Annotated in this window: 17 protein-coding genes; 9 read left to right on the plus strand and 8 right to left on the minus strand. The window is 60.4% G+C overall.

What is annotated here, in order from left to right:
- Position 1: 1 nt before the first annotated feature.
- Positions 2–484: a tetratricopeptide repeat protein gene (locus HDE75_RS11915; RefSeq protein ID WP_183677454.1), complete on the minus strand. Its 483-nt coding sequence runs from the start codon at positions 482–484 to the stop codon at positions 2–4.
- Positions 481–2,502 (minus strand): bifunctional 2',3'-cyclic-nucleotide 2'-phosphodiesterase/3'-nucleotidase, encoded by a 2,022-nt coding sequence (locus HDE75_RS11920; RefSeq protein WP_183677453.1) that lies wholly within the window; start codon positions 2,500–2,502, stop codon positions 481–483. The genes HDE75_RS11915 and HDE75_RS11920 overlap by 4 nt, the downstream gene beginning before the upstream one ends.
- A gap of 11 nt (positions 2,503–2,513) precedes the next feature.
- On the opposite strand from HDE75_RS11920, the gene HDE75_RS11925 reads away from it, so the two are divergent.
- The 3 genes from HDE75_RS11925 to lysS all read left to right on the plus strand — a co-directional run bounded on the left by HDE75_RS11925 (position 2,514) and on the right by lysS (position 5,449).
- A complete protein-coding gene (locus tag HDE75_RS11925; RefSeq protein ID WP_183678174.1) occupies positions 2,514–2,789 on the plus strand; it encodes a hypothetical protein in 276 nt (91 codons plus the stop codon).
- A protein-coding gene (prfB, locus tag HDE75_RS11930) for a peptide chain release factor 2 (RefSeq protein WP_183678104.1) occupies positions 2,706–3,810 on the plus strand; the annotation gives its coding sequence in 2 pieces (ribosomal slippage) (positions 2,706–2,786 and positions 2,788–3,810; 1,104 coding nt in all). Before HDE75_RS11925 ends, prfB begins: the two co-directional genes overlap by 84 nt.
- Positions 3,811–3,919: 109 nt before the next feature.
- Positions 3,920–5,449, plus strand: a complete 1,530-nt coding sequence (lysS, locus tag HDE75_RS11935; RefSeq protein ID WP_183677452.1) for a lysine--tRNA ligase — start codon at positions 3,920–3,922, stop codon at positions 5,447–5,449.
- A gap of 112 nt (positions 5,450–5,561) precedes the next feature.
- On the opposite strand, the gene ppnN is transcribed toward lysS, so the two are convergent.
- Positions 5,562–6,932 carry a nucleotide 5'-monophosphate nucleosidase PpnN gene (gene ppnN / locus HDE75_RS11940; RefSeq protein WP_183677451.1) on the minus strand — a complete coding sequence of 457 codons (1,371 nt, stop codon included), beginning with the start codon at positions 6,930–6,932 and terminating at the stop codon, positions 5,562–5,564.
- A gap of 335 nt (positions 6,933–7,267) precedes the next feature.
- On the opposite strand from ppnN, the gene HDE75_RS11945 reads away from it, so the two are divergent.
- The 4 genes from HDE75_RS11945 (at position 7,268) to HDE75_RS11960 (ending at position 11,762) form a co-directional block, all read left to right on the plus strand.
- Positions 7,268–8,773 carry a peptide MFS transporter gene (locus HDE75_RS11945; RefSeq protein WP_183677450.1) on the plus strand — a complete coding sequence of 502 codons (1,506 nt, stop codon included), beginning with the start codon at positions 7,268–7,270 and terminating at the stop codon, positions 8,771–8,773.
- A gap of 129 nt (positions 8,774–8,902) precedes the next feature.
- A complete protein-coding gene (locus HDE75_RS11950; RefSeq protein ID WP_183677449.1) occupies positions 8,903–9,580 on the plus strand; it encodes a UPF0149 family protein in 678 nt (225 codons plus the stop codon).
- Positions 9,581–9,592: 12 nt separating this feature from the next.
- Positions 9,593–11,284 (plus strand): hypothetical protein, encoded by a 1,692-nt coding sequence (locus HDE75_RS11955; RefSeq protein WP_183677448.1) that lies wholly within the window; start codon positions 9,593–9,595, stop codon positions 11,282–11,284.
- A gap of 25 nt (positions 11,285–11,309) precedes the next feature.
- Positions 11,310–11,762 carry a DUF2262 domain-containing protein gene (locus tag HDE75_RS11960; RefSeq protein WP_183677447.1) on the plus strand — a complete coding sequence of 151 codons (453 nt, stop codon included), beginning with the start codon at positions 11,310–11,312 and terminating at the stop codon, positions 11,760–11,762.
- Between the two features lie 30 nt (positions 11,763–11,792).
- Here the strand turns inward: HDE75_RS11960 and HDE75_RS11965 are convergent, their stop codons facing one another.
- The 4 genes from HDE75_RS11965 to HDE75_RS11980 all read right to left on the minus strand — a co-directional run bounded on the left by HDE75_RS11965 (position 11,793) and on the right by HDE75_RS11980 (position 15,872).
- Positions 11,793–12,335, minus strand: a complete 543-nt coding sequence (locus HDE75_RS11965) for a GNAT family N-acetyltransferase (RefSeq protein ID WP_260174131.1) — start codon at positions 12,333–12,335, stop codon at positions 11,793–11,795.
- Positions 12,336–12,388: 53 nt separating this feature from the next.
- Entirely contained in the window at positions 12,389–12,616 is a 228-nt protein-coding gene (locus HDE75_RS11970) for a hypothetical protein (protein ID WP_183677445.1), read from the minus strand.
- 147 nt (positions 12,617–12,763) lie between these two features.
- Positions 12,764–13,150: a hypothetical protein gene (locus HDE75_RS11975; RefSeq protein WP_183677444.1), complete on the minus strand. Its 387-nt coding sequence runs from the start codon at positions 13,148–13,150 to the stop codon at positions 12,764–12,766.
- Between the two features lie 454 nt (positions 13,151–13,604).
- Positions 13,605–15,872, minus strand: a complete 2,268-nt coding sequence (locus HDE75_RS11980; protein ID WP_183677443.1) for an OPT family oligopeptide transporter — start codon at positions 15,870–15,872, stop codon at positions 13,605–13,607.
- 254 nt (positions 15,873–16,126) lie between these two features.
- Between HDE75_RS11980 and HDE75_RS11985 the strand changes: the two genes are divergently transcribed.
- Positions 16,127–18,463, plus strand: a complete 2,337-nt coding sequence (locus HDE75_RS11985; RefSeq protein ID WP_183677442.1) for a penicillin-binding protein 1A — start codon at positions 16,127–16,129, stop codon at positions 18,461–18,463.
- Between the two features lie 60 nt (positions 18,464–18,523).
- On the opposite strand, the gene HDE75_RS11990 is transcribed toward HDE75_RS11985, so the two are convergent.
- On the minus strand, positions 18,524–19,261 hold the full coding sequence (locus HDE75_RS11990; protein ID WP_260173978.1) for a TetR/AcrR family transcriptional regulator: 738 nt from the start codon (positions 19,259–19,261) through the stop codon (positions 18,524–18,526).
- A 261-nt stretch (positions 19,262–19,522) separates the two neighbouring features.
- Here HDE75_RS11990 and HDE75_RS11995 point away from each other — a divergent pair, with 261 nt between their 5' ends.
- A complete protein-coding gene (locus tag HDE75_RS11995) occupies positions 19,523–20,440 on the plus strand; it encodes a lipase family alpha/beta hydrolase (RefSeq protein ID WP_183677441.1) in 918 nt (305 codons plus the stop codon).
- The last annotated feature ends 10 nt before the right edge of the window (positions 20,441–20,450 follow it).

The raw sequence follows: 20,450 nt of genomic DNA on the forward strand, positions 1-20,450 counted from the left end.
CTTAGGGTTCCGGCTGGTGGTGCGTCATCGCATGTTCCGCCATTTTCAGGAACAGGGCCGCCTGTTCTTCATTGCGGCCATAACCCATGCGCCCTTCACCGACGGCGATGGCTTTTTGTTGCAAGGCCTCCGGATATTCAGCCTCGCAAGCGGCATCGAGCCAGTAGCGCGCTTGCGCTTGATCGCTGTCAAGCAGCATATTGGCCACGATGAACATGGCCGGCACCACTTGCCGCTGCGCCGCCAGCGTCATCCAGTGCAGCGCGGCCGCCTGGTCTTGCGGGCCACCCATGCCATTCTTCAACATCAAGCCCAGGTAGTACGCGGCCGCACCGCTGCCCTGCCCCGCCGCTTCAGTGAACAGCAAGCGCGCCTGCGGCTGCTGCGCCGGCGAACCACGCATCAAGGCCTTGGCTTCCATCAGCTGCGCCGAAGGATCGCCGGCTGCCAGCGCCGCCGCCAGCAGCCACGCCGCTACCGTCATTTCGACAGGTCGACCTGGTACAGCGCAAAGCCCTTGCCTGCGCCATCGTCGGCTTTGAGCTGCGTGACATTATCGATACCGGCCGCTTTGGCCAGGTCGATCACGTTGGGCGCCGAGTGGAATACCACCGGGCCTTTGGTCGCCACTTTGGCGAAGCGCCAGCTGCGCGCCGATCCGTTTTTCACCCGCGTCAGGTTTTTCTCTTTGCTAACATAGGCGATCAGGATTTCGCGGTTGTTGTCCGGCGAGGCGACCACCGTCTTGCTGCCATCGAGGCCAGGGAAGTTGCCGCCACCGCTGGCGCGGTAGTTATTCGTCGCGATCAAAAATTCCTGCTTTGCATCCACCGGCTTGCCCTGGTAGGTCAAGCCCTTGATGCGCTGGCCGGGCGGCTGCGTCACATCGATTTGGTAGCGCACGTCGGCGCTGCTGATGGCGTCGAAGTTGTAGCTTGGGTGGGCAGCGTTAATCAATTCCTGCGCTTCAGGCTTGTTAGGGTCGATAGTATTGAAGCGGCGCGCCGACTGTTCCAGCCAGGCCGTCAATTCCGCGCCAGTCATCTTCACGCCATACAGGGCGTTCGGGTACAGGTACAGGTCGGCCGCGTTATTGAGCGCCACGCTGCCCGCCTTGACATCCGTGTAATCGGAAACACCAGCCGAACCGCTCTTGAATGGCGACGACATCGACAGCACTGGCAAGCTGGCGTATTGCGGCAAGTTCGCCTTGACGTAGGCCGCCAGGTAAGCGCCCTGCGCCTGGTTCACCACTTCGATGGCGCTGACGTCGCCCACGTCGGCAAAGTAGGTGTTCATGCGGAAATCCGTCACGCCCACCGGCGTTTGCACATACTTGATGGTGGCTGCGTGCTCCTCGGCCACCAGCGCAGCAAGCTCCGCGTCAGGCGCCACATAGCTTTTATCCGCATTCTGGATGCCGCGCGCTTCCACCGTGGTGCGGCTCTTGTCGACTACCCACTGCTTGCCGTCATATTGCAGATGCAGGCCGATCACGCCCAGGTGCTTGCCCCACAAATTGGCCATCACGGTCGGCACGCCATAGACCAAGCCTTTTACCTTGTCGACGCCGGGCAGATTAAATTGCGGCACCGTGCTGGTAGCGTTCGGGAACAGCTGGTGCGAGTGGCCGATCAGCATGGCGTCCACGCCCGGCACCTGCGCCAGGTAGTAGTTACCGTTTTCCATGGTCGGCGAATACGGGCTGTCATCGAGGCCGCCGTGCGAAATCGCCACCACCAGGTCGGCGCCCTTGGCGCGCATCTCGGGAATGTATTTTTCCGCCGTTTCGCGCACGCCCTGCGTGTAGACCCGCCCTTCCAGCCAGCGCTTGTCCCAGGACAGGATGGTCGGCGGCGTAAAGCCGATGATGCCGACCTTGATGGTGGCCGCTACCTGCTTGCCATCGGGGCCGGTGGCCGTAATTTCTTTATCGATGATGTGATATGGCGCGAACAGCGGCTTGCCGCTCTTGACGCTATATACATTGGCCAGCACCTGCGGAAAATGGGGGCCGGCGCAGCGCGGCTTGGCTGGATCCACGCTGTCGACATCAAACTGGCTGCCCGTTACCTGGCTCAAATACGCCAGGCCGTAGTTGAATTCGTGGTTGCCGATGCCGCCGCCATCAACCTTCAGCAGATTCAATGCCTTGTAGACGGCCAGGGTCTGGTCGCAGGCCACCGGCTTGACCAGCGCCTGGTAATCGGCCAGCGCCGTGCCCTGGATGGTGTCGCCGTTATCGAGCAAGAGGTTATTCGGAAACTCGCTGCGCGCCTGCGCGATCACGGTCGCCGTGCGTTCCAGGCCGATGGAAGGTTCCGCCTGCAGCTTGTAATAGTCATAACTCAATACATTGGCGTGCAAGTCCGTCGTCTCCAGCAAAGCCAGCGTAGCGCTGCTGCCGGGCTGCGGTTGGGCTAAGCCTGTAGCGGTGGGCGGCAAGGTCCCGCAGCCGGCCAGCAGCAGCGGTAACAGGGCGAGACGAGGAAGTTGGCGCATGATGGTTCCCTATGGAAAGACAATATCGCCAGCATCATACGCAGCACGGCGGCCACCATCAAGCCATAAAATATTGTCGCAAATACAGCAAAACAGTGATTTTATTCTCCCCTGTGGCTGTGATTCATTGCTGCCGTCATCAGAAACGGCCCATGCTCGCGTATAATTCAGGGTTTGATTTCACCATAGAAGACCAGAATATTATGGAAGCCGAACGCATCAACGCCATCTCCGCCCTGCTCTCCGACCTGACGGTCCGCGAAGCCGAACTTCGGAGGTATCTTTGACTTCACTGTCAAGTCGGAGAAACTAGAGCAAGTCAACGAAGAACTGGAAGACCCTACCGTCTGGAACGATCCCAAGCGCGCCCAGGACCTCGGTAAAGAGAAGAAGGCGCTGGAAGCCATCGTCTTTACCCTGACCAAAGCCGACGCCGACCTGCGCGACACCCGCGACCTGTTCGACATGGCCCGCGAAGAAGGCGACGAGGACACGCTCGAAGCGGTCGGCGCCGACGTGGAGGAAATCCGCAAGGTCATCGAAAGCATGGAATTTCGCCGGATGTTCAACAATCCGATGGACCCGAACAACTGCTTTATCGACATCCAGGCTGGCGCCGGCGGTACGGAAGCCCAGGACTGGGCCTCGATGCTGTTGCGCCAGTACCTGCGCTATTGCGAACGCAAGGGCTTCAAGGTTGAAATCCTGGAGCAGTCCGAGGGCGAGGTTGCCGGCATCAAGACCGCCACCCTGAAAGTCGAAGGCGATCACGCCTATGGCTTCCTGCGTACGGAAACGGGCGTGCACCGCCTGGTGCGCAAGTCGCCATTCGACTCGGCCAACGGCCGCCACACCTCGTTTACGTCGCTGTTCGTGTACCCGGAAGTGGACGACTCGATCGAGATCGATGTCAATCCGGCCGATATCCGCGTCGATACCTACCGTGCGTCGGGCGCCGGTGGTCAGCACATCAATAAAACCGACTCCGCAGTCCGCATGACCCACGCGCCAACCGGCATCGTGGTGCAGTGCCAGAACGACCGTTCGCAGCACCGCAACCGCGCCGAAGCGATGGAAATGCTGAAGGCCAAACTGTACGAACATGAGCTGCGCAAGCGCATGAGCGAGCAGCAAAAGCTGGAAGACTCGAAAACCGACGTGGGCTGGGGTCACCAGATCCGCTCCTACGTGCTGGACCAGTCCCGCATCAAGGATTTGCGCACCGGTTTCGAGACGGGCAACACCAAGGGCGTGCTCGATGGCGACATCGACGAGTTCATTTCCGCTTCGCTCAAACAAGGCGTGTAAGGGATATTTCCTGCGCCGTGTGCTGTTCGCCGCAGCACACGGCCATGCCGACACTGCGCTGTAAAACGGCGCATTAAAACTGAATTAATCACCAAAGACAGACCCCATCATGACTACGGAACTCCAAGAACAAGCCGCCGCCCCCGATGAAAACAAGATCATCGCCGAGCGCCGCGCCAAGCTGGCCGCACTGCGCGAACAAGGCATCGCCTTCCCTAACGATTTCCGCCCTGAGCACAAGGCGGCCGATCTGCACGCACAATACGACAGCAAGACGCGCGAAGAGCTGGAAGAGCATCCCGTAGCCGTGGTGCTGGCTGGCCGCATGATGTTGAAACGCGAAGCCGGCAAAAAAGCCGCTTTCGCCACCCTGCAAGACGCTTCCGGCGCCAAGGCCGATGGCCGCATCCAGATCTATGCGACGCTGGACCTGACGGGCGAAGCCGCCATGGCAGCGCTGCACCACTATGACCTGGGCGATATCCTGGGCGTCAAGGGCACGCTGTTCAAGACCAAGACCGACGAACTGACCATCAAGGTCACGGAACTGCGTTTGATCACCAAGTCGCTGCGCCCGCTGCCAGACAAATTCCACGGCCTGGCCGATCAGGAAACCAAGTACCGCCAGCGCTACGTCGATCTGATCATGAACGAAGAGACGCGCCGCACCTTCAAGGCCCGTACCGCAGCCATCTCGTCGATCCGCCGCTTCATGGAAAAGAACGAGTTCATGGAAGTCGAAACGCCGATGCTGCACACGATCCCGGGCGGCGCCGCGGCAAAACCATTCATCACCCACCACAATGCGCTGGACATGCAGATGTTCCTGCGTATCGCGCCCGAGCTGTACCTCAAGCGCCTAGTGGTGGGCGGCTTTGACCGCGTGTTCGAGATCAACCGCAACTTCCGCAACGAAGGCGTGTCGATCCGTCACAATCCTGAATTCACGATGATGGAATTCTACGCGGCCTACACCGACTACAAATGGCTGATGGACTTCACCGAAGCCGTCATCCGCCAGGCCGCCATCGATGCGCACGGCACCGCCACCCTGACCTATGGCGGCCGCGAGCTGGACCTGGCAAAACCGTTCCATCGCCTGACCATCGTCGGCGCCATCAACAAGTACGCTCCGCACTACACCAACGAGCAATTGCACGATGTTGAATTCATCAAGGCCGAACTGAAGAAATTCGGCGTCAAGCCATTCGCCACCGCCGGCCTGGGCGCGCTGCAACTGGCGCTGTTCGAAGAAACCGCTGAAGCGCAGCTGTGGGAACCAACCTACATCATCGACTACCCGGTCGAAGTGTCGCCACTGGCGCGCGCCTCCGACACGGTTTCCGGCATCACCGAACGCTTCGAGCTGTTCATGGTAGGCCGCGAAATCGCCAACGGCTTCTCCGAGCTGAACGACGCAGAAGACCAGTCGGCCCGCTTCCTGGCGCAAGTCGCCGCCAAGGACGCCGGCGATGAAGAAGCCATGTTCTACGACGCAGACTACATCCGCGCCCTGGAATACGGCATGCCCCCAGCCGGCGGCTGCGGTATCGGCATCGACCGCTTGATGATGATCATTACGGATTCGCCGAATATCCGTGACGTACTCCTGTTCCCTCATCTGCGCCGCGAAGAATAATTACCGTAGCCAGTGACTGAAAAGCCGCCAGATCTTGCGATCTGGCGGCTTTTTTATACCCCAACGACAAAATCTGGGGTCAGACCCGGCGGGTCTGACCCCGGCAGTTACTTTACTGAATCACTGTATAGCACGGCGTATAAGCGGTACCAGCCAGCTTCATCCGGTGCTGCGCCACGAATGACGCCAGCAGCTTGTCCATCGGGCCCATGATGGCCTTGTCGCCATGGATTTCAAAGTTGCCGTGTTCTTCGATCGAGCGGATGCCGTCGTCTTTCACGTTGCCAGCGACCACGCCCGAGAAAGCGCGGCGCAGCTGGGCCGCCAGCAGGTGCGTGGCCTGGTCCTTGTGCAGGCTCAGGTTGCGCATGTTTTCATGCGTGGGCTTGAACGGCTTCTGGAATTCATGGTCGATCTTCAGCAGCCAATTGAAATAATAGGCGTCGCTGTGGGCCTTGCGGAATTCGCGCACCTGCTTGATCCCTTCCAGCATTTCGCGCGCCACCAGTTCCGGATCATCGATGATGATCTTGTAACGCTGCTGCGCTTCCGGGCCCAGGGTGTCGCTGATGAACTGGTTGATCTGCACGAAATAGTCGCGCGAGGTTTCCGGTCCCGTGAAGATAAGCGGGAATGGAATCTCGGCATTATCCGGGTGCAGCAAGATGCCCAGGATGTACAGGATCTCTTCGGCCGTGCCGGCGCCGCCAGGGAACACCACGATGCCGTGGCCGGCGCGCACGAACGCTTCCAGGCGCTTTTCAATGTCCGGCATGATGACCAGGTCATTGACGATGGGGTTCGGCGATTCGGCGGCGATGATGCCCGGCTCGGTAATGCCCAGGTAGCGGCCATTGTGCAGGCGCTGCTTGGCGTGGCCGATGGTGGCGCCCTTCATCGGGCCTTTCATGGCGCCCGGGCCGCAACCGGTGCAGATGTCGAGGCCGCGCAAGCCCAGCTGGTAGCCCACTTCTTTCGAATAATTGTATTCGGCGCGGTTGATCGAGTGGCCACCCCAGCACACCACCAGGTTCGGGTTCAGCTGGGTTTGCAGCACATTCGCATTGCGCAAGATGTGGAACACGGCGTCGGTCACGCCTTCCGTGCTTTGCAAGTCGAATTTCGGGTTGCCCGTCACTTCATCGCTGACGAAGATAATGTCGCGCAGCACCGCAAACAGGTGTTCATGGATGCCCTTGATCATTTTGCCATCAACGAAGGCGATGGCGGGCGCGCCCTTGATGTCGAGCTTGATGCCGCGTTCGCGCTGGATGATGGACACGTCGAACGATTGATAGCGTTCCAGCAAGGCCCGCCCGTCATCGACGGTGCTGCCGCAATTGAGTACCGCCAGTGCGCAGCGGCGGAAGGTGTTGTACAGGCCGCCCTGGCTGGTGTCGAGTAATTTGTTGACTTCGGTCTTGGAGAGCACGTCCAGGCGGCCCTCGGGAGAAACCAGAGTATCGATAACGTCGTGTTCCATAATGCGAAAAATCCCTTAAAAAATCGATCCTCGGATGTGTTGCAGCACCAATATACGACAAGTCGGCATGCTTGTGCTTGGCGGCATGGAAATCGCTGTTTCCGCTCACATCATGCAAACCGGTTTGACTGATGCCTGGCTGATGCTTAACCAATATGAAACAGTCATTCTTGCTAATGCGAATGGAAATCTTCGCTTAGCGCAATTTGTAGATTAGAATGCGTCCCTATTGGAATTCCTGTACCTGCAGCGCTTCACGAGAGAGCCCACTGTACAGGCTCGATTCCATATGTTTGTTTTATCGATTCACTATAATAATTTTCAGGAGGAACCGCATGAGCGGTGCGACTACGCCCAACAAGGAAGCCGTTATTCCCGAGTTCAAGCAGATTATGGGCCATCCAGGCCCATTGTGGATGTTGTTCATGACTGAATTCTGGGAACGCTTCGCGTTCTACGGAGTTCGCTGGGCGCTGGTACTGTACATCGTGGCCCAGTTCCACGGCGGCAATGCTTCAGGAGAGGCAGCGGCCACCCTGACCTACGGTTCCTTCCTCGCATTGGTGTATGCAGGCGCCCTGTTCGGCGGCTATATCGCCGACCGTATCATCGGCTACCAGCGCTCGATTTTGCTGGGCGCCACCTTTATGGCTGCCGGCCTGTTCTGCATCGCCGTACCGAACCAGGATGTGTTCAACCTGGGCCTGGCGACGATGATCGTCGGCAACGGCATGTTCAAGCCTAACATCTCGACCATGGTCGGCAAGCTGTATGCAGCCGCCGACCAGCGCCGCGACAGTGGCTTCACGATCTTTTACATGGGTATCAACATGGGCGCCCTGGTCGCACCAGTGATCACCCAGTGGCTGGCCGAATCGATCTTCGGCACCACCGCCATGCCTTCCTACAAGATGGTGTTCATCGCTTCCGGCATCGGCATGCTGATCAGCCTGGTATGGTTCTTCATCGGCCGCCGCGCCCTGAAGGGCATAGGCGCACCCGAAGCAGGTGCAGAAGGTTCCAAACGCGTGATCTGGGTTGCCCTGGGCTGCCTGTGCGTGATCCCGCTGATGTACTTCCTGCTGACCGTCGGCGCTGAAACCTTGCAAGTCATCCTGACCGCCCTGTTCCTGATCCTGGCAGTCATGCTGGTGATCGAAGGTGTACGCGATGGTAAAGTGGCACGTGACAAAGTCATCGCCATGCTGCTGATCTTTGCCTTCAACATTCTGTTCTGGATGTTCTTTGAACAGGCAGGCAGCTCGTTCACCTTCCTGGCTGAAAACATCGTCAACCGCGACCTGGGTTTCTGGATCTTCCCGACCGCCTACTTCCAGACCGTCAACTCGGTGGCCATTATCTTCCTGGCACCGGTGATCGCCGCCATCTGGGTGTTCCTGGCGCGCCATAACGTCAATCCTTCGATCCCGCGCAAATTCGGCCTGGGCTTGCTGGGGAATGCATTGGCCTTCGGCTTGCTGATCTTTGCACTGTCGAGCCTGGTTGGCGCCGACAACAAGATCCCGTTCTGGACCCTGGCAACCGTCTACGTGCTGCAATCGGTAGGCGAGCTGTGCCTGTCGCCTATCGGCCTGTCGATGGTGACCAAACTGGCGCCAGTGCGCCTGGTTGGCCTGGGTATGGGCGGCTGGTTCCTGTCCACCGGTATCGGCAACAACCTGTCCGGCATCTTCGCCAGCTACGTCAGCGGCAAGAGCGGCATGTCGGTGCAATCGGCATTGTCCGGCTACACCTTCGGCTTCTGGTCCCTGCTGGGCGCCGGCGTGGTACTGTTCCTGATCGCACCGCTGATCAACAAACTGATGCACGGCGTGAAGTAAGCTCCTTGCTGAGATAAAACGGCGGCCCGCGGGCCGCCGTTTTTCATTGCGCGTACAGTTTTTCGCCGGGCGGGCGTTACAATACCGCCATGGCCGATGGCCGCTCCACCAACAACAGTAAAGATTCCCATGTCCAGCATTTCCACCACCACGCCTCTCTCCGACGACGAATACGCCGAACTCGACACCCTGCTGGCCGCGCCTGCCCTGGCTGGCCGCGCCATGGATGTATCAATGCTGGAAGGTTTTCTGACCGCCGTGGCCCTGAGTCCGAACCAGATCACACCCGCACAATGGTTGCCTTGGGCCTGGGACAAGGCAGCCGGCAAGGCAGCGCCGGAAGCCGGCGAGGATACCGAACGCGCAAGCGCGCTGGCGCAGCGCCACCATGCCTATATGGTCGAATGGCTGGCCAAGGACCCGGACAGTTTCGAGCCCATCTACGAATGCGGCCCCGAATGGAGCGTACCTGCCTGGTGCGCAGGTTTTTTAGTGGGCACGACCCTGGACAAGCCGCAATGGGCAGCTCTGAGCGTGAGCCAACCGCAGTACCTGGCGCCGTTCCAGCACCTGGCCACGGCCAGCGAACTCGATGACGAAGCGGCGGAAAAAGCCATGGATAGCGTCACGCCGTCCGTGATCGCCATCAACGCAGCCTGGGCCCGCCAGCGCCACCTGAAGCAAAGCCATTCAGGCGCCACCGTACTGCGCGAAGTACCTAAAACGGGCCGCAACGATCCTTGCCATTGCGGCAGCGGCAAAAAGTACAAGAAATGCTGCGCCGACGCCGATAGCGCGGTAGCTTAAGGTAACACCTCCTTGCGCCAGCTGCTGACGACCATACTGCGCTTCCTGCTGCGCCATGCGCTGCAGTTTGCGCTGTTCATCGTGATCCTGCTGGCCGGCCGCTTGCTGCTGGCCGAATGGCATGCTTACAGCGCCACCAGCAAGACCGTGGCTACCTTGCGCCAGGCCTCCGCCACGGCCGATGAGCAAGGTTTAACCCTTGGCCAGGCAGCCACAATCCGCATCAAGGCCCTGCAACAAAGCTCGCAAGCGGCGATTGCCGCCCGCCTGGCCGAAGTACAGGTGCAATTACGCGCGCTACGCGATCAACAGCAGCCATCGCTGTTTACTATCCCTTTGCCCGACGCCGCCATGCTGGCCCGGCATGCCCAGGAAGAAGCCACGCGCCGCATCGAGATCGCAGTACTGGTCCAGGAAGCGCACTACCTGGGCGCCTTGCAGGCTGCGTTCGAAGATGAAGATGGACGCCTGACCCTGGCCCGCCTGCACGGCGAACACGTGCTGGTCTATGCTGCCCTGCAAGCCAATCTGCAGCAGCAACAACAGCTGGAAGCGGCCCACCCCGTGGCTGCCCGCCTGCCAGGCAGTGTCGCTAATACACGTATGGCGCAGCTGGAAGCAGAAGAAGTCCGCCTGCGCCAAACCAACCTGGAAGCCTGGCGTGCTTACCAGGCGCAACAGGCACGTACCAGCCATGCGCCCCACCCCGGTGCGTTTGCCATCGATCACAAAGCCCTGAGCGCCGCATTGGCGCCCTTGCAGGCAGCGATTGCCGACGGCGAGGTACAGCAGGCGAAAAACTGGATAGGCCGCTGGTCCGGCCCCGTCAAGGATGTGGCGCCCACGGCCGCCCTGCTGGTGCTGTCCGCCATCCTACTGCCGGTCGCCATCAAGGCCTGTTTTTACTTCATGCTGGCGCCCCTGGCTACACGTTTCAAGCCGCTGTCCATCGCCCGCGAATTACAGGTAGAGGGCGCCAGCCTGCCCTTGCGCCCGGACGGCCAGTCGCGCATTTCCGGCGTCTCGCAAGCGTGGCTACTGACGCCCGGCGACGAAATGCTGATCCATCCCGACTACCTGCAATCGTCACCCGTGAGTACGCAAAAAAACACGCAGTGGCTGCTGGACTGGCGCTTTCCCTTCACCAGCCTGGCCTCTGGCATGGTGGCGCTGACGCGCATCCGCAGCAAGAGCGAAGCCTCCATCACCATCTCGGCCAGCGACGATCCGCTCAGCGAGATCGCCATACTGGAACTGCCGCCAGGCGCCACCCTCGTGTTTCAGCCGCGCGGCCTGGTCGGCATCATCCAGCGGCAAGATCAGCCAGTGGCCATTTCCAGCCACTGGCGCCTGGGCAGCCTGCATGCCTGGCTGACCCTGCAACTGCGCTTCATCGTCTTTCGCGGCCCCGCCACCCTGATCGTGCGCGGCTGCCGTGGCGTGCGTTTGGAGCGGGCCGGCCAGGGACGGACCATCAGCCAGTCTGCCACCCTGGGCTTTTCCACAGACGTGCTGTACTCCACCGTGCGCAGCGAAACCTTCATCCCCTACCTGCGCAACCAGCAGGCACTGCTCAACGACCGCTTCGACGGCGACGGCGTCTACCTGTACGAAGAAACCCCGCGCCACGGCAAGCAGCCGGGCAAGGTGGGCAGCTGGTTTGAAGGCGCCACCGACGCCATTCTCAAGGTATTTGGAATTTAAATCACACCCATAACAGGAAACAGGCATGACAGACACGGATACTTCACACATCGACCACATCGATGAGCGCTTCGGGACCTTGGTAATGGTCCCCGCCATGAACAGCTATGCAGGAACGGCCAGCTGGCAAGACACGGTGGTCGACCTGCATTGCTCGCTCGACGATGCGTCATCGCTGCAGCATGTGCTGCCCGTGGCGCATGCGCTGTGGCAGGACCAAACGGCATGGCAAGACAAGCTGCACACGGGCGTCATTGGAAAGCTGCTGGAGCTGAAGAACAGCACTTGGCTGGAAGAAGACGAGCAGCCGCTGTCCGCCGCCGATTTTTCCGCGCGCATGACACTGTTGTCGGTCACCGTCTACGCCGGTGGCGGCTTTGATTTCCTGTACCACGACGGCGACCTGTTCTGGGGCCATGTGATTGAAGTGAGCGGCAGCCTGGAAAACGGCGTCACGCATGCCGACATCCTGGGCTAGGAATCAGGTACACCGCGTGCTGATTTATCTTCATGTGAATTCGGCGTGCAGCAAACCGTAGACATGCAGGTCGACAAAAACGCCATTCAACAGCTCTCCCTGCCGCAACACGCCTTCGTGCCTGAATCCCAGCCGTTCGGCCAGCGCAATGCTGGCCTGGTTGCCGGCCGCGCACTGCAATTCGATGCGGTTCAATTTCAGCTCGCCAAAAGCATGGTCTAATATGGCAGCTACCGCCGCGCTGGCGATGCCCCTGCCCTGGAACTGCTGCGCCAAGTAATAACCTATTTTCGCCTTGCGGTCATCGTCGTCAATCTCTTTCAGGCGGATACTGCCGCATAAGACCGTGCCGGCGAAGATATGCCACTCCCGTGTTTCGCCACTGGCGGCGCGCTCGGAGGCGCGCTGCAGATAGGCCCGTGCATCATCGAGGGATGCCAGTTGCAGTACGGCGGGTAGATAATTTTGCAAGTGTTCGCGGTTATTCTGCACCAGCAGTGCCAATGCGGACGCATGCTCAACTATCGTTGGAACAATAGAGATATCGGGAAATTTTGAAGAAATCAGATGCATATATCCTTGGTGGCTTGCTCGAGTCAGGCCACATGAAACAAACAAATTAAGCGCTAGGCCACAACCGAGTGCGACACCGTCAGCCACTCGCCTGGCTGCAGCTTTGCCGCCGCCTCGCGCGTGGCCAGCACGCTGCCTGGATCCAGGTCGGGCCGGTTCAATTTGTAGGCATCGGCAAAGTCATCGGCATTGAATGCCTGCCCCGCCTTGACGTAATATTTGAAGCCGACGAAGGCGTCGGGATCGGTAACGACGGCATATTCTAGCGTGATGCTATTCATGGCTGGCCTCGTCGGCAATGGTGAGTCATCATTATGCGTCAATTCCAGCGGCAACGATGCACAAGGTGGCTAGGCGTCTTGCCGGCGATGTCAGTGGCAGACATCGCTTGCGGCAAGTCAACAGTCCACCGGCCTGCCAGCGCTACATTAGCCTGATATGCCACCTTCAGACACCATCGCCGTCATCGAAGCCTGCACCGCCTGCGTAGCGCACGGGCGACGAGGCGCTGCATGCGCGCGCACCGCATGCTCGACTGGTGCCTGGCTATCCAGTTCGACAATGGCGGTTTCCAGGGCGGGAAGATCGATTCCACGCCGCGCGTGGCTGTCATCTTCAATACGGGCCATATCCTGCTTGGCCTGGCGGCAGGCGGGGCTGCATACCGAGCCACGTACGAGAGTGCGCTGCACCGCGCGGCCAGCTGGCTGCGCGACAGCCAGGATGCCGATGGATGCTGGCGCCGGCATCGGACGCCATTCGCCCTGGCAGCGCTTCATCGGCTGCGAGCAGGCAAAAGTGCTGGGCCTGGGCATTGCCATGGGCCCGGTGACGTTTTACCACGCGCTGGAAGACGCCATGGGCGATGCTTTTCCCATACCTGTATGGGAACACAACACGGCGCTGCTAGCCTGCCTGGACCATCACGGCAAGCGCTGGGAAGTGACCGTGCGCCCCCTCGATCCGCTGCTTGCACAGCGCCGCATCGACCAGCCAGGCCGCGGCCACTTGCGCGACTATTTTCAAGACGAGTTTGACGCCGCCTGCCTGCATCCATGGACAAGAAAGCGATGCGGCATCGTGGTGCATCCCGGCGCAGAGATTTTTGGATCATTTGCGCCGGCTGGCGGGCGAGCATGTGACGATTTACGCCAGCCCGGTGCAACTGGCGGCGCGGCCCATTTCGCATGGCGCTGGCACCCCGGACATAAGCGCATAAAAAAACCGCCCGGTGTGATCCGGGCGGTTTTCATGAGGCCAGGCCTGACATCAAGCCTGCGGGCTATCCGCCTTCTTCTCGCGCGACACAACATACAGCAGCACGATAATGGCTGCATACGGCAGCAAGGACAGTGCGTCCGAATGCAGGCCCGCGTAGAACGGGTTGCCGTGTTCGGCCCAGTCATTCATCATCTGGTCGAAGTGCGTCAGCACGCCGGCCGTAATCGCGATGATGATGCCGGCCAGCGCACCACCGGCGATATAGCCGGAAGCGAGCAGCACGCCCGAGCTGCGGTCGCCTGCCAGTTGACGCTCTTCTTCATTGAGCCTGGCATTGTGTTCCAGCTTGTTGTTGCGACGATCCGCCACCCAGCGCACCAGGCCACCGACAAAGATCGGCAAGGTCGATGACAGTGGCAGGTACACGCCCACCGAAAACGCCAGCGAAGGAATGCCGGCCATTTCCAGTACCACGGCGATCATCACGCCAAACAGCACCAGGGTCCACGGCAGTTGCTGGTCGAGGATGCCCTTGATGATGTAGGACATCAGCACCGCCTTCGGCGCATCGTACTTTTTCACTTCCGAACCGTCAGGACGCTTGTTGTAATGGCCGTTGATGCCCGGATCGACCAGGTAAGCCAGCTGGCCATCGTCCTTGACGAAGTACTTGCCGGCAGGGCCGCCCACGGTATCGGTTTTTTGCCAGACCTTATAGGTATTGTGGTCCGTGTCCGCCTGCGGGCCTTGCAACTGGCCCGTCACTGTCAGTTTCGATGCATCCACGCTCAAGCCAGGCGCCACTTGCGCGGCCGGCACGTAGACGGTGCTCGCCTCGTTCAGCTTCAGCAAAATCGGCCCCAGGATCAGTGCCGACGACAAGGCGCCCGCCAAAATCGCGTACTGCTGCAGGCGCGGCGTGGAACCCACCAGGTAGCCGGTTTTCAAGTCTTGCGAGGTGGTGCCGGCATTGCTGGCGGCGATACACACGATGGCGCCCACCGACAGAGCGGTGACGTAGTAGCGGCCACCGGTCCAGCCCATGATCAGGAAGATCAAACAGGTAAACAGCAAGGTGGCCACGGCCATGCCGGAAATCGGATTCGACGAGGAACCGATTTCGCCGGTCAGGCGCGAAGAGACGGTGGCAAACAGGAAGCCGAACACCAGGATCAGCAGCGCGCCCAGCAGGTTCATGTGCAGCGGCGCGGCGAAGGTGATCACGGCGATGATGGCCAGGCAGCCGATGACGACCCACTTCATCGGAATGTCCTGCTCCGTGCGCAAGGTCGAATTGGCCTTGCTGCCCTTGCCCATGCCGGCCAGGCCGGCCGACAGGCTGCGCCAGATCATGGGCATGGCGCGCACCAGCGAAATCAAGCCGCCGGCAGCCACGGCGCCCGCGCCGATATACAGCACATAGGCGCTGCGCACGTCGTCGGCGCCCATTTCGCTGATCAACTTGGTGCCTGGCGAAAGCACGGTGGTCAGGCTGTCGCCGAAGAACTTGATCATCGGGATCAGCAGCAGATACGACAGCACGCCGCCGGCCGCCATGGTGGCGGCGATGCGTGGACCAATGATGTAACCCACGCCCAAGAGCTCTGGCGAAATCTCGGCGCCGATCGAGCCACCCTTCAGCGGCGCGGCAAATTCCACGCCCGGCGTATCCTTCCAGCCCTTGAACGAGATATTGAATACCTTATACAGCAGGCCCACGGCAAAACCGCCGAAGATGATCTTGGCGCGTTTCTTGGCATCCTTGGCGGCAGCAGATTCCTGGTCGATGCTTTCGCCAGCGGCGATGCGCGAATCTGCCGTGGCGGCAGCCTTCAGCACTTCGGCGCACGCAGTACCTTCCGGGAATTTGAGTTCCTTGTGCTGGTCCACGATCATGGTGCGGCGCATCGGGATCATCATCAAAATACCCAGCAAGCCGCCCAGGATACCGACCAGCATGACGCGCGAAATTTCCAGGTCAAAGCCGAGGATCAGGATGGCGGGCATGGTCACGCCCAGACCGAAGGCCAGCGACTCGCCAGCCGAACCGGCCGTCTGCGTGATGCTGTTTTCAAGGATCGACGAATCCTTGCCGCCCACTTTCTTGGCCAGTCCAAACAGGGTGATGGCAATCACGGCAACCGGGATCGATGCGCTGACGGTCAGGCCTACCTTCAGTACCAGGTAAAGCGAAGAAGCGCCGAAGACCATTCCCAGGATGACACCCATGACCAAGGCGCGGAAAGTCATTTCCGGCAGCTGCGCCTCAGCCGGGATATATGGCTTCACCACACTCGGTGTTGCATCTTTTGCCATGGATATTCCTTATGTATTAATAAATCAAAACAGCCCGGATTGGTGTCCGGGCTATTTTCTTGAAGCCGAGACTATCGCACAGGAGCGTTTCGATGAAAAGGTTTTTTGCGCCGCAGCCGCCCCTGGCAGCCCATAGGAAGCCAGTTAACAGCCCTGATCCATAGCGCTGACAAGCTAGCAACTAGCTGGGAACGCTCACGGCATTGGTCTATAATCGCTGCCATCGTGCGCTGCACGCCACCGTGAGAAATGTCTTGACTGCTTCCCGATCCGGATTCCCCTGGCCTTCGCGCCGCGCCCTTGTGCGCAGCGCCATCCTGGCCATTTGCGCCGCGCTGGCCGCCGGCGCCCTGCTGGCCGGCTATCTGTTCCTGTATGTGAAACCGCGCCTGCCTGCGCTCGACGTGATCACCGATTACCAGCCGAAGATACCGCTGCGCGTGTACACGGCCGACCATGTACTGATCGGCGAATTCGGCGAGGAACACCGCGACTTCGTGCCGATTGCGCAAGTGCCCGAGATGATGAAAAAAGCGCTGCTGGCCATCGAGGACAGCCGCTTCTATGAACACAATGGCATCGACTTCGTGCGCGCGGCCGGCGCCGTCATGTCCAACCTGCGCCACGGTTTTGGCCATGGCGGCGGTTCGACCATCACCATGCAGGTGGCGCGCAATTTCTTCCTGACGCGCGACAAGGTCGCCTCGCGCAAGCTCAATGAAATCATGCTGGCCCTGAAGATCGAGGCTGCGCTGTCGAAAGACCAGATCCTTGAGCTGTACATGAACCAGATGTACCTGGGACAGCGCTCGTTCGGCTTCGCCAGCGCGGCGCAGACGTATTTTGGCAAGCCCTTGAACAGCCTGTCGATCGCGGAAATGGCCATGCTGGCCGGCCTGCCGCAAAACCCGGCGCGCCATAATCCGATCAGCAATCCCAAAAAAGCACATGCGCGCCAGCGGCTGGTGTTGAAACGCATGCGCGAACTCGATTACATCACCGAAGGCCAGTATCAGCAGGCGCTGGCGCAGCCACTGCGCATCAACAGCCGTGGCAGCCAGGGTTTCGACACGCATGCCGAATACGTGGCCGAACTGGCGCGTCAGTCCGTGTACGCAAAATACAAGGAAGACAGCTACACCAAGGGCATCAGCGTCTACACGACGATTTTGAAGGCTGACCAGGATGCCGCCTATGAATCGACGCGCCGCAACGTGATCGCCTACGACCAGCGCCACGGCTACCGTGGACCGGAAACCTTCATCGATCTGCCGGCCGACCAGGAAACCCGCGACGACGCCATCGACGCGGCGCTGCAGCGGCGTCCCGACAGCGACGGCCTGATCGCCGCTGTCGTCACCGACGTCGCCAGCGGCAAGGTGGTGGCCGACACCGGCGATGGCGATCCCAAGACCATCACCGGCGACGGCTTGCGCTTCGCTGCAGCCGCCCTCTCCTCCAAGGCAGGCAGCGGCATCAAGCTGCGTCCGGGCGCGGTGATCCGCCTGTCGAAAGACAGCAAGGACAACTGGGCCATCACGCAAGTGCCGCTGGTGGCCGCCGCCTTCGTCTCGCTCGACGCCGAAACAGGCGCCTACCATGCGATGGTCGGCGGCTTCGATTACAACCTGCAAAAGTTCAACCACGTGACGCAAGCCTGGCGCCAGCCCGGTTCGGCCATGAAGCCCTTCGTGTATTCGGCAGCGCTGGAAAAAGGCTTTTCGCCAGCCACCCTGATCAACGACGTGCCCTTGACCATGCAAGCCGGCGGCAAGGTCTGGGCGCCGCAGAATGACGACTTCAAGTTCGACGGCCCGATCACCATGCGCTACGCGCTGGCGCAGTCGAAGAACGTGGCCTCGGTGCGTATTTTGCGCGCGCTGGGCGTGCCCTATGTGCACGAGTTCATCGAAAAATTCGGCTTCGACCCGGCCCGCCAGCCGAACAACCTGACCATGGCGCTCGGTACCGGCTCCGTCACGCCAGTGCAGATGGCGGGCGCCTACGCGCTGTTTGCCAACGGCGGCCACCAGGTCGAACCATATCTGATCGACCGCATCGTCGACGCCAAGGGCGCCGTCCTGCTGCAGACCAAGCCGCCAGCGCCGAACGACGATAAAACCCTGGCCCTGGATCCACGCAATGCCTACGTGATGGACAGCATGCTGCGCGAAGTAACGCGCACGGGTACAGGTTCCATCGTCACCAAGAAACTGGGGCGCAACGATATCGCCGGCAAGACCGGTACCACCAGCGACGCCGTCGATGGCTGGTTCGCCGGCTACAGCGGCGGCATCGTGGCGGTGGCGTGGATGGGCTACGATGATCCGAAATCGCTCGGTGGACGCGAATTCGGCGCCACCCTGGCCCTGCCCATCTGGCTCGACTACATGCATACGGCCCTGGCCACGCGCCCCGAGCAGACGCGCGCCGTGCCGGCTGGCCTCAGCCTGGTCGATGGCGAATGGCTGTACGACGAGTTCATCGACATGGGCGCCGTCAAGACACTGGACATGGATACCGAAACGCCAACCGACCCGGCCGCCGTGCCGGACACGGCGCCGCCGCCTGAAACCCCGCAGACGAATTAAGCGGGATAGATAAAAAAACACCGGCGCTTTGCCGGTGTTTGTTTTTGGTTTTTCGGTTTATCAGGCTGTCACGCCGAGATACCCTCTCACCGTCCGCACCACGCTGTCGGCGAAATCATCCACATTCACCTTGGCCGCGCGGTACTTCCAGCGCTTCACGTACCAGTCCTGGAACAGGGCCAGGCAATGCGATGACAGCAGGGTCGGATCGCCCAGCGGACGCGGCTCAATCTCGGCGATGGTGGCCGCGATCAGGGTTTGTACATACAGTTCCGAATTCTTCGCCATGCTGCGCTGCTCCACCTGCAGCACGCGCGAATCCATGTAGACGAAATAAAACCAGGGCTGCAAGACTTCGGACAGGTAGATCGACGAACGTATCATCGCTTCAAGCCGGTCCAGCGGCGACTTCACGTCGACAAACATCTGCGGCAAGGCTTGCGTAGCGTGGCGCACCACGTCCTCGATCATTTCTGCCAGCTGGTCCTTGCTGGCAATGTAGCCATACAAGCCGCCCATCGACAGCCCCGTTTCGCGGCACAGGTCGCGCAAGCTCATGGCGCGGAAACCCACGTCATTGGCCAGGCGGAAGGTGGCGCCAAAGATGCGCTCCAGGTTTTCCAGCGCCGGCTTGCGGCGCTTGACGCCGATGCGGCCCGCGTGGCGGTCGAGGATGTATTCCCAGATGTTTTCGCCATTTAAAGGCGACATCTGCTGAAACTGTTCAAAGTTGAAATGGGTCGACAAGGGCAATCCTGGAAACGGGGTGATGGCGGCAGCGTAATACCGATTCGGCATAAACAATTCAGTATAAATACTGGCCACGCGCAAGCGGAGTGCCGCCTGATTTCGCGGCTGATTATAGCTCAGGAAAACAACATTTTGACTTTTTAACCACGCAATTTCATGCAAGTAATGCTACATTTAAAAAACCGAGCGCTCGCTATTTTAAATATTTGATATCACCAAACGCATCATCCGAATGCGGCGTGACTGTCAACGGCCCCGGTATTTGCTGCAGCTTCGACATTTCCACTATTTCACAATAACGGAGACAAAATGAAGAACCGCTTCTGGCTAGCCCTTTCCTCCCTGTTCCTCTCTTTCACCATCGGCCTGCTGCCGTCCACGGCCTCGGCCGCTGGCTACACGCAGACCAAATATCCCATCGTGCTGGTGCACGGCCTGTTCGGTTTCGACAAGCTAGGCCCGGTCGAATACTTTTACGGCATCCCCGACGCCCTGCGCAGCGGCGGTGCGCAAGTCTATGTGACCACCATTTCGGCCGCCAACAGCACCGAGGTGCGCGGCGAACAATTGCTGACGCAAGTGCGCCAGATCCTGGCCGCCACGGGCGCCGCCAAGGTCAACCTGATCGGCCATAGCCACGGCGGCCCCACGGCGCGCTACGTGGCTTCCGTGCGGCCCGACCTGGTCGCGTCCGTCACCACCGTGGCCGGCGTCAACAAGGGTTCGAAAGTGGCCGACATCCTTACCGGCGCACCGAATACCAGCGCCGCGATCGGCGACGCGCTGGCTAGCCTGATCGGCATCCTGTCCGGTAACAAGGGCTTGCCGCAAAACGCGGGCGCTTCGCTGACATCGCTGTCGACAGCCGGCTCGCTGGCCTTCAACAGCCGCCATCCACAAGGCGTGCCCACCACGGCCTGCGGCGAAGGCGCTTACCAGGAACGGGGCGTGTATTACTTTTCCTGGAGCGGCGCGCAGCCCTACACCAATGTGCTCGACATCGCCGACCCTGCCCTTGCCACCATCAGCCTGGCTTTCGGCGGCGCCAAGAATGATGGCCTGGTCAGCAGCTGCTCCAGCCACCTGGGCAAGGTGATACGCGACGACTATGCCATGAACCACCTCGATGAAGTCAACCAGCTGGTCGGCATCGTCAACCTGTTCGAAACCAACCCCGTCACCGTGTTCCGCCAACACGCCAACCGCCTGCAAGGCATCGGCTTGTAAGGAGACGGCC

Source organism: Janthinobacterium silvisoli, assembly GCF_014200725.1.
Lineage (GTDB): Bacteria > Pseudomonadota > Gammaproteobacteria > Burkholderiales > Burkholderiaceae_D > Janthinobacterium.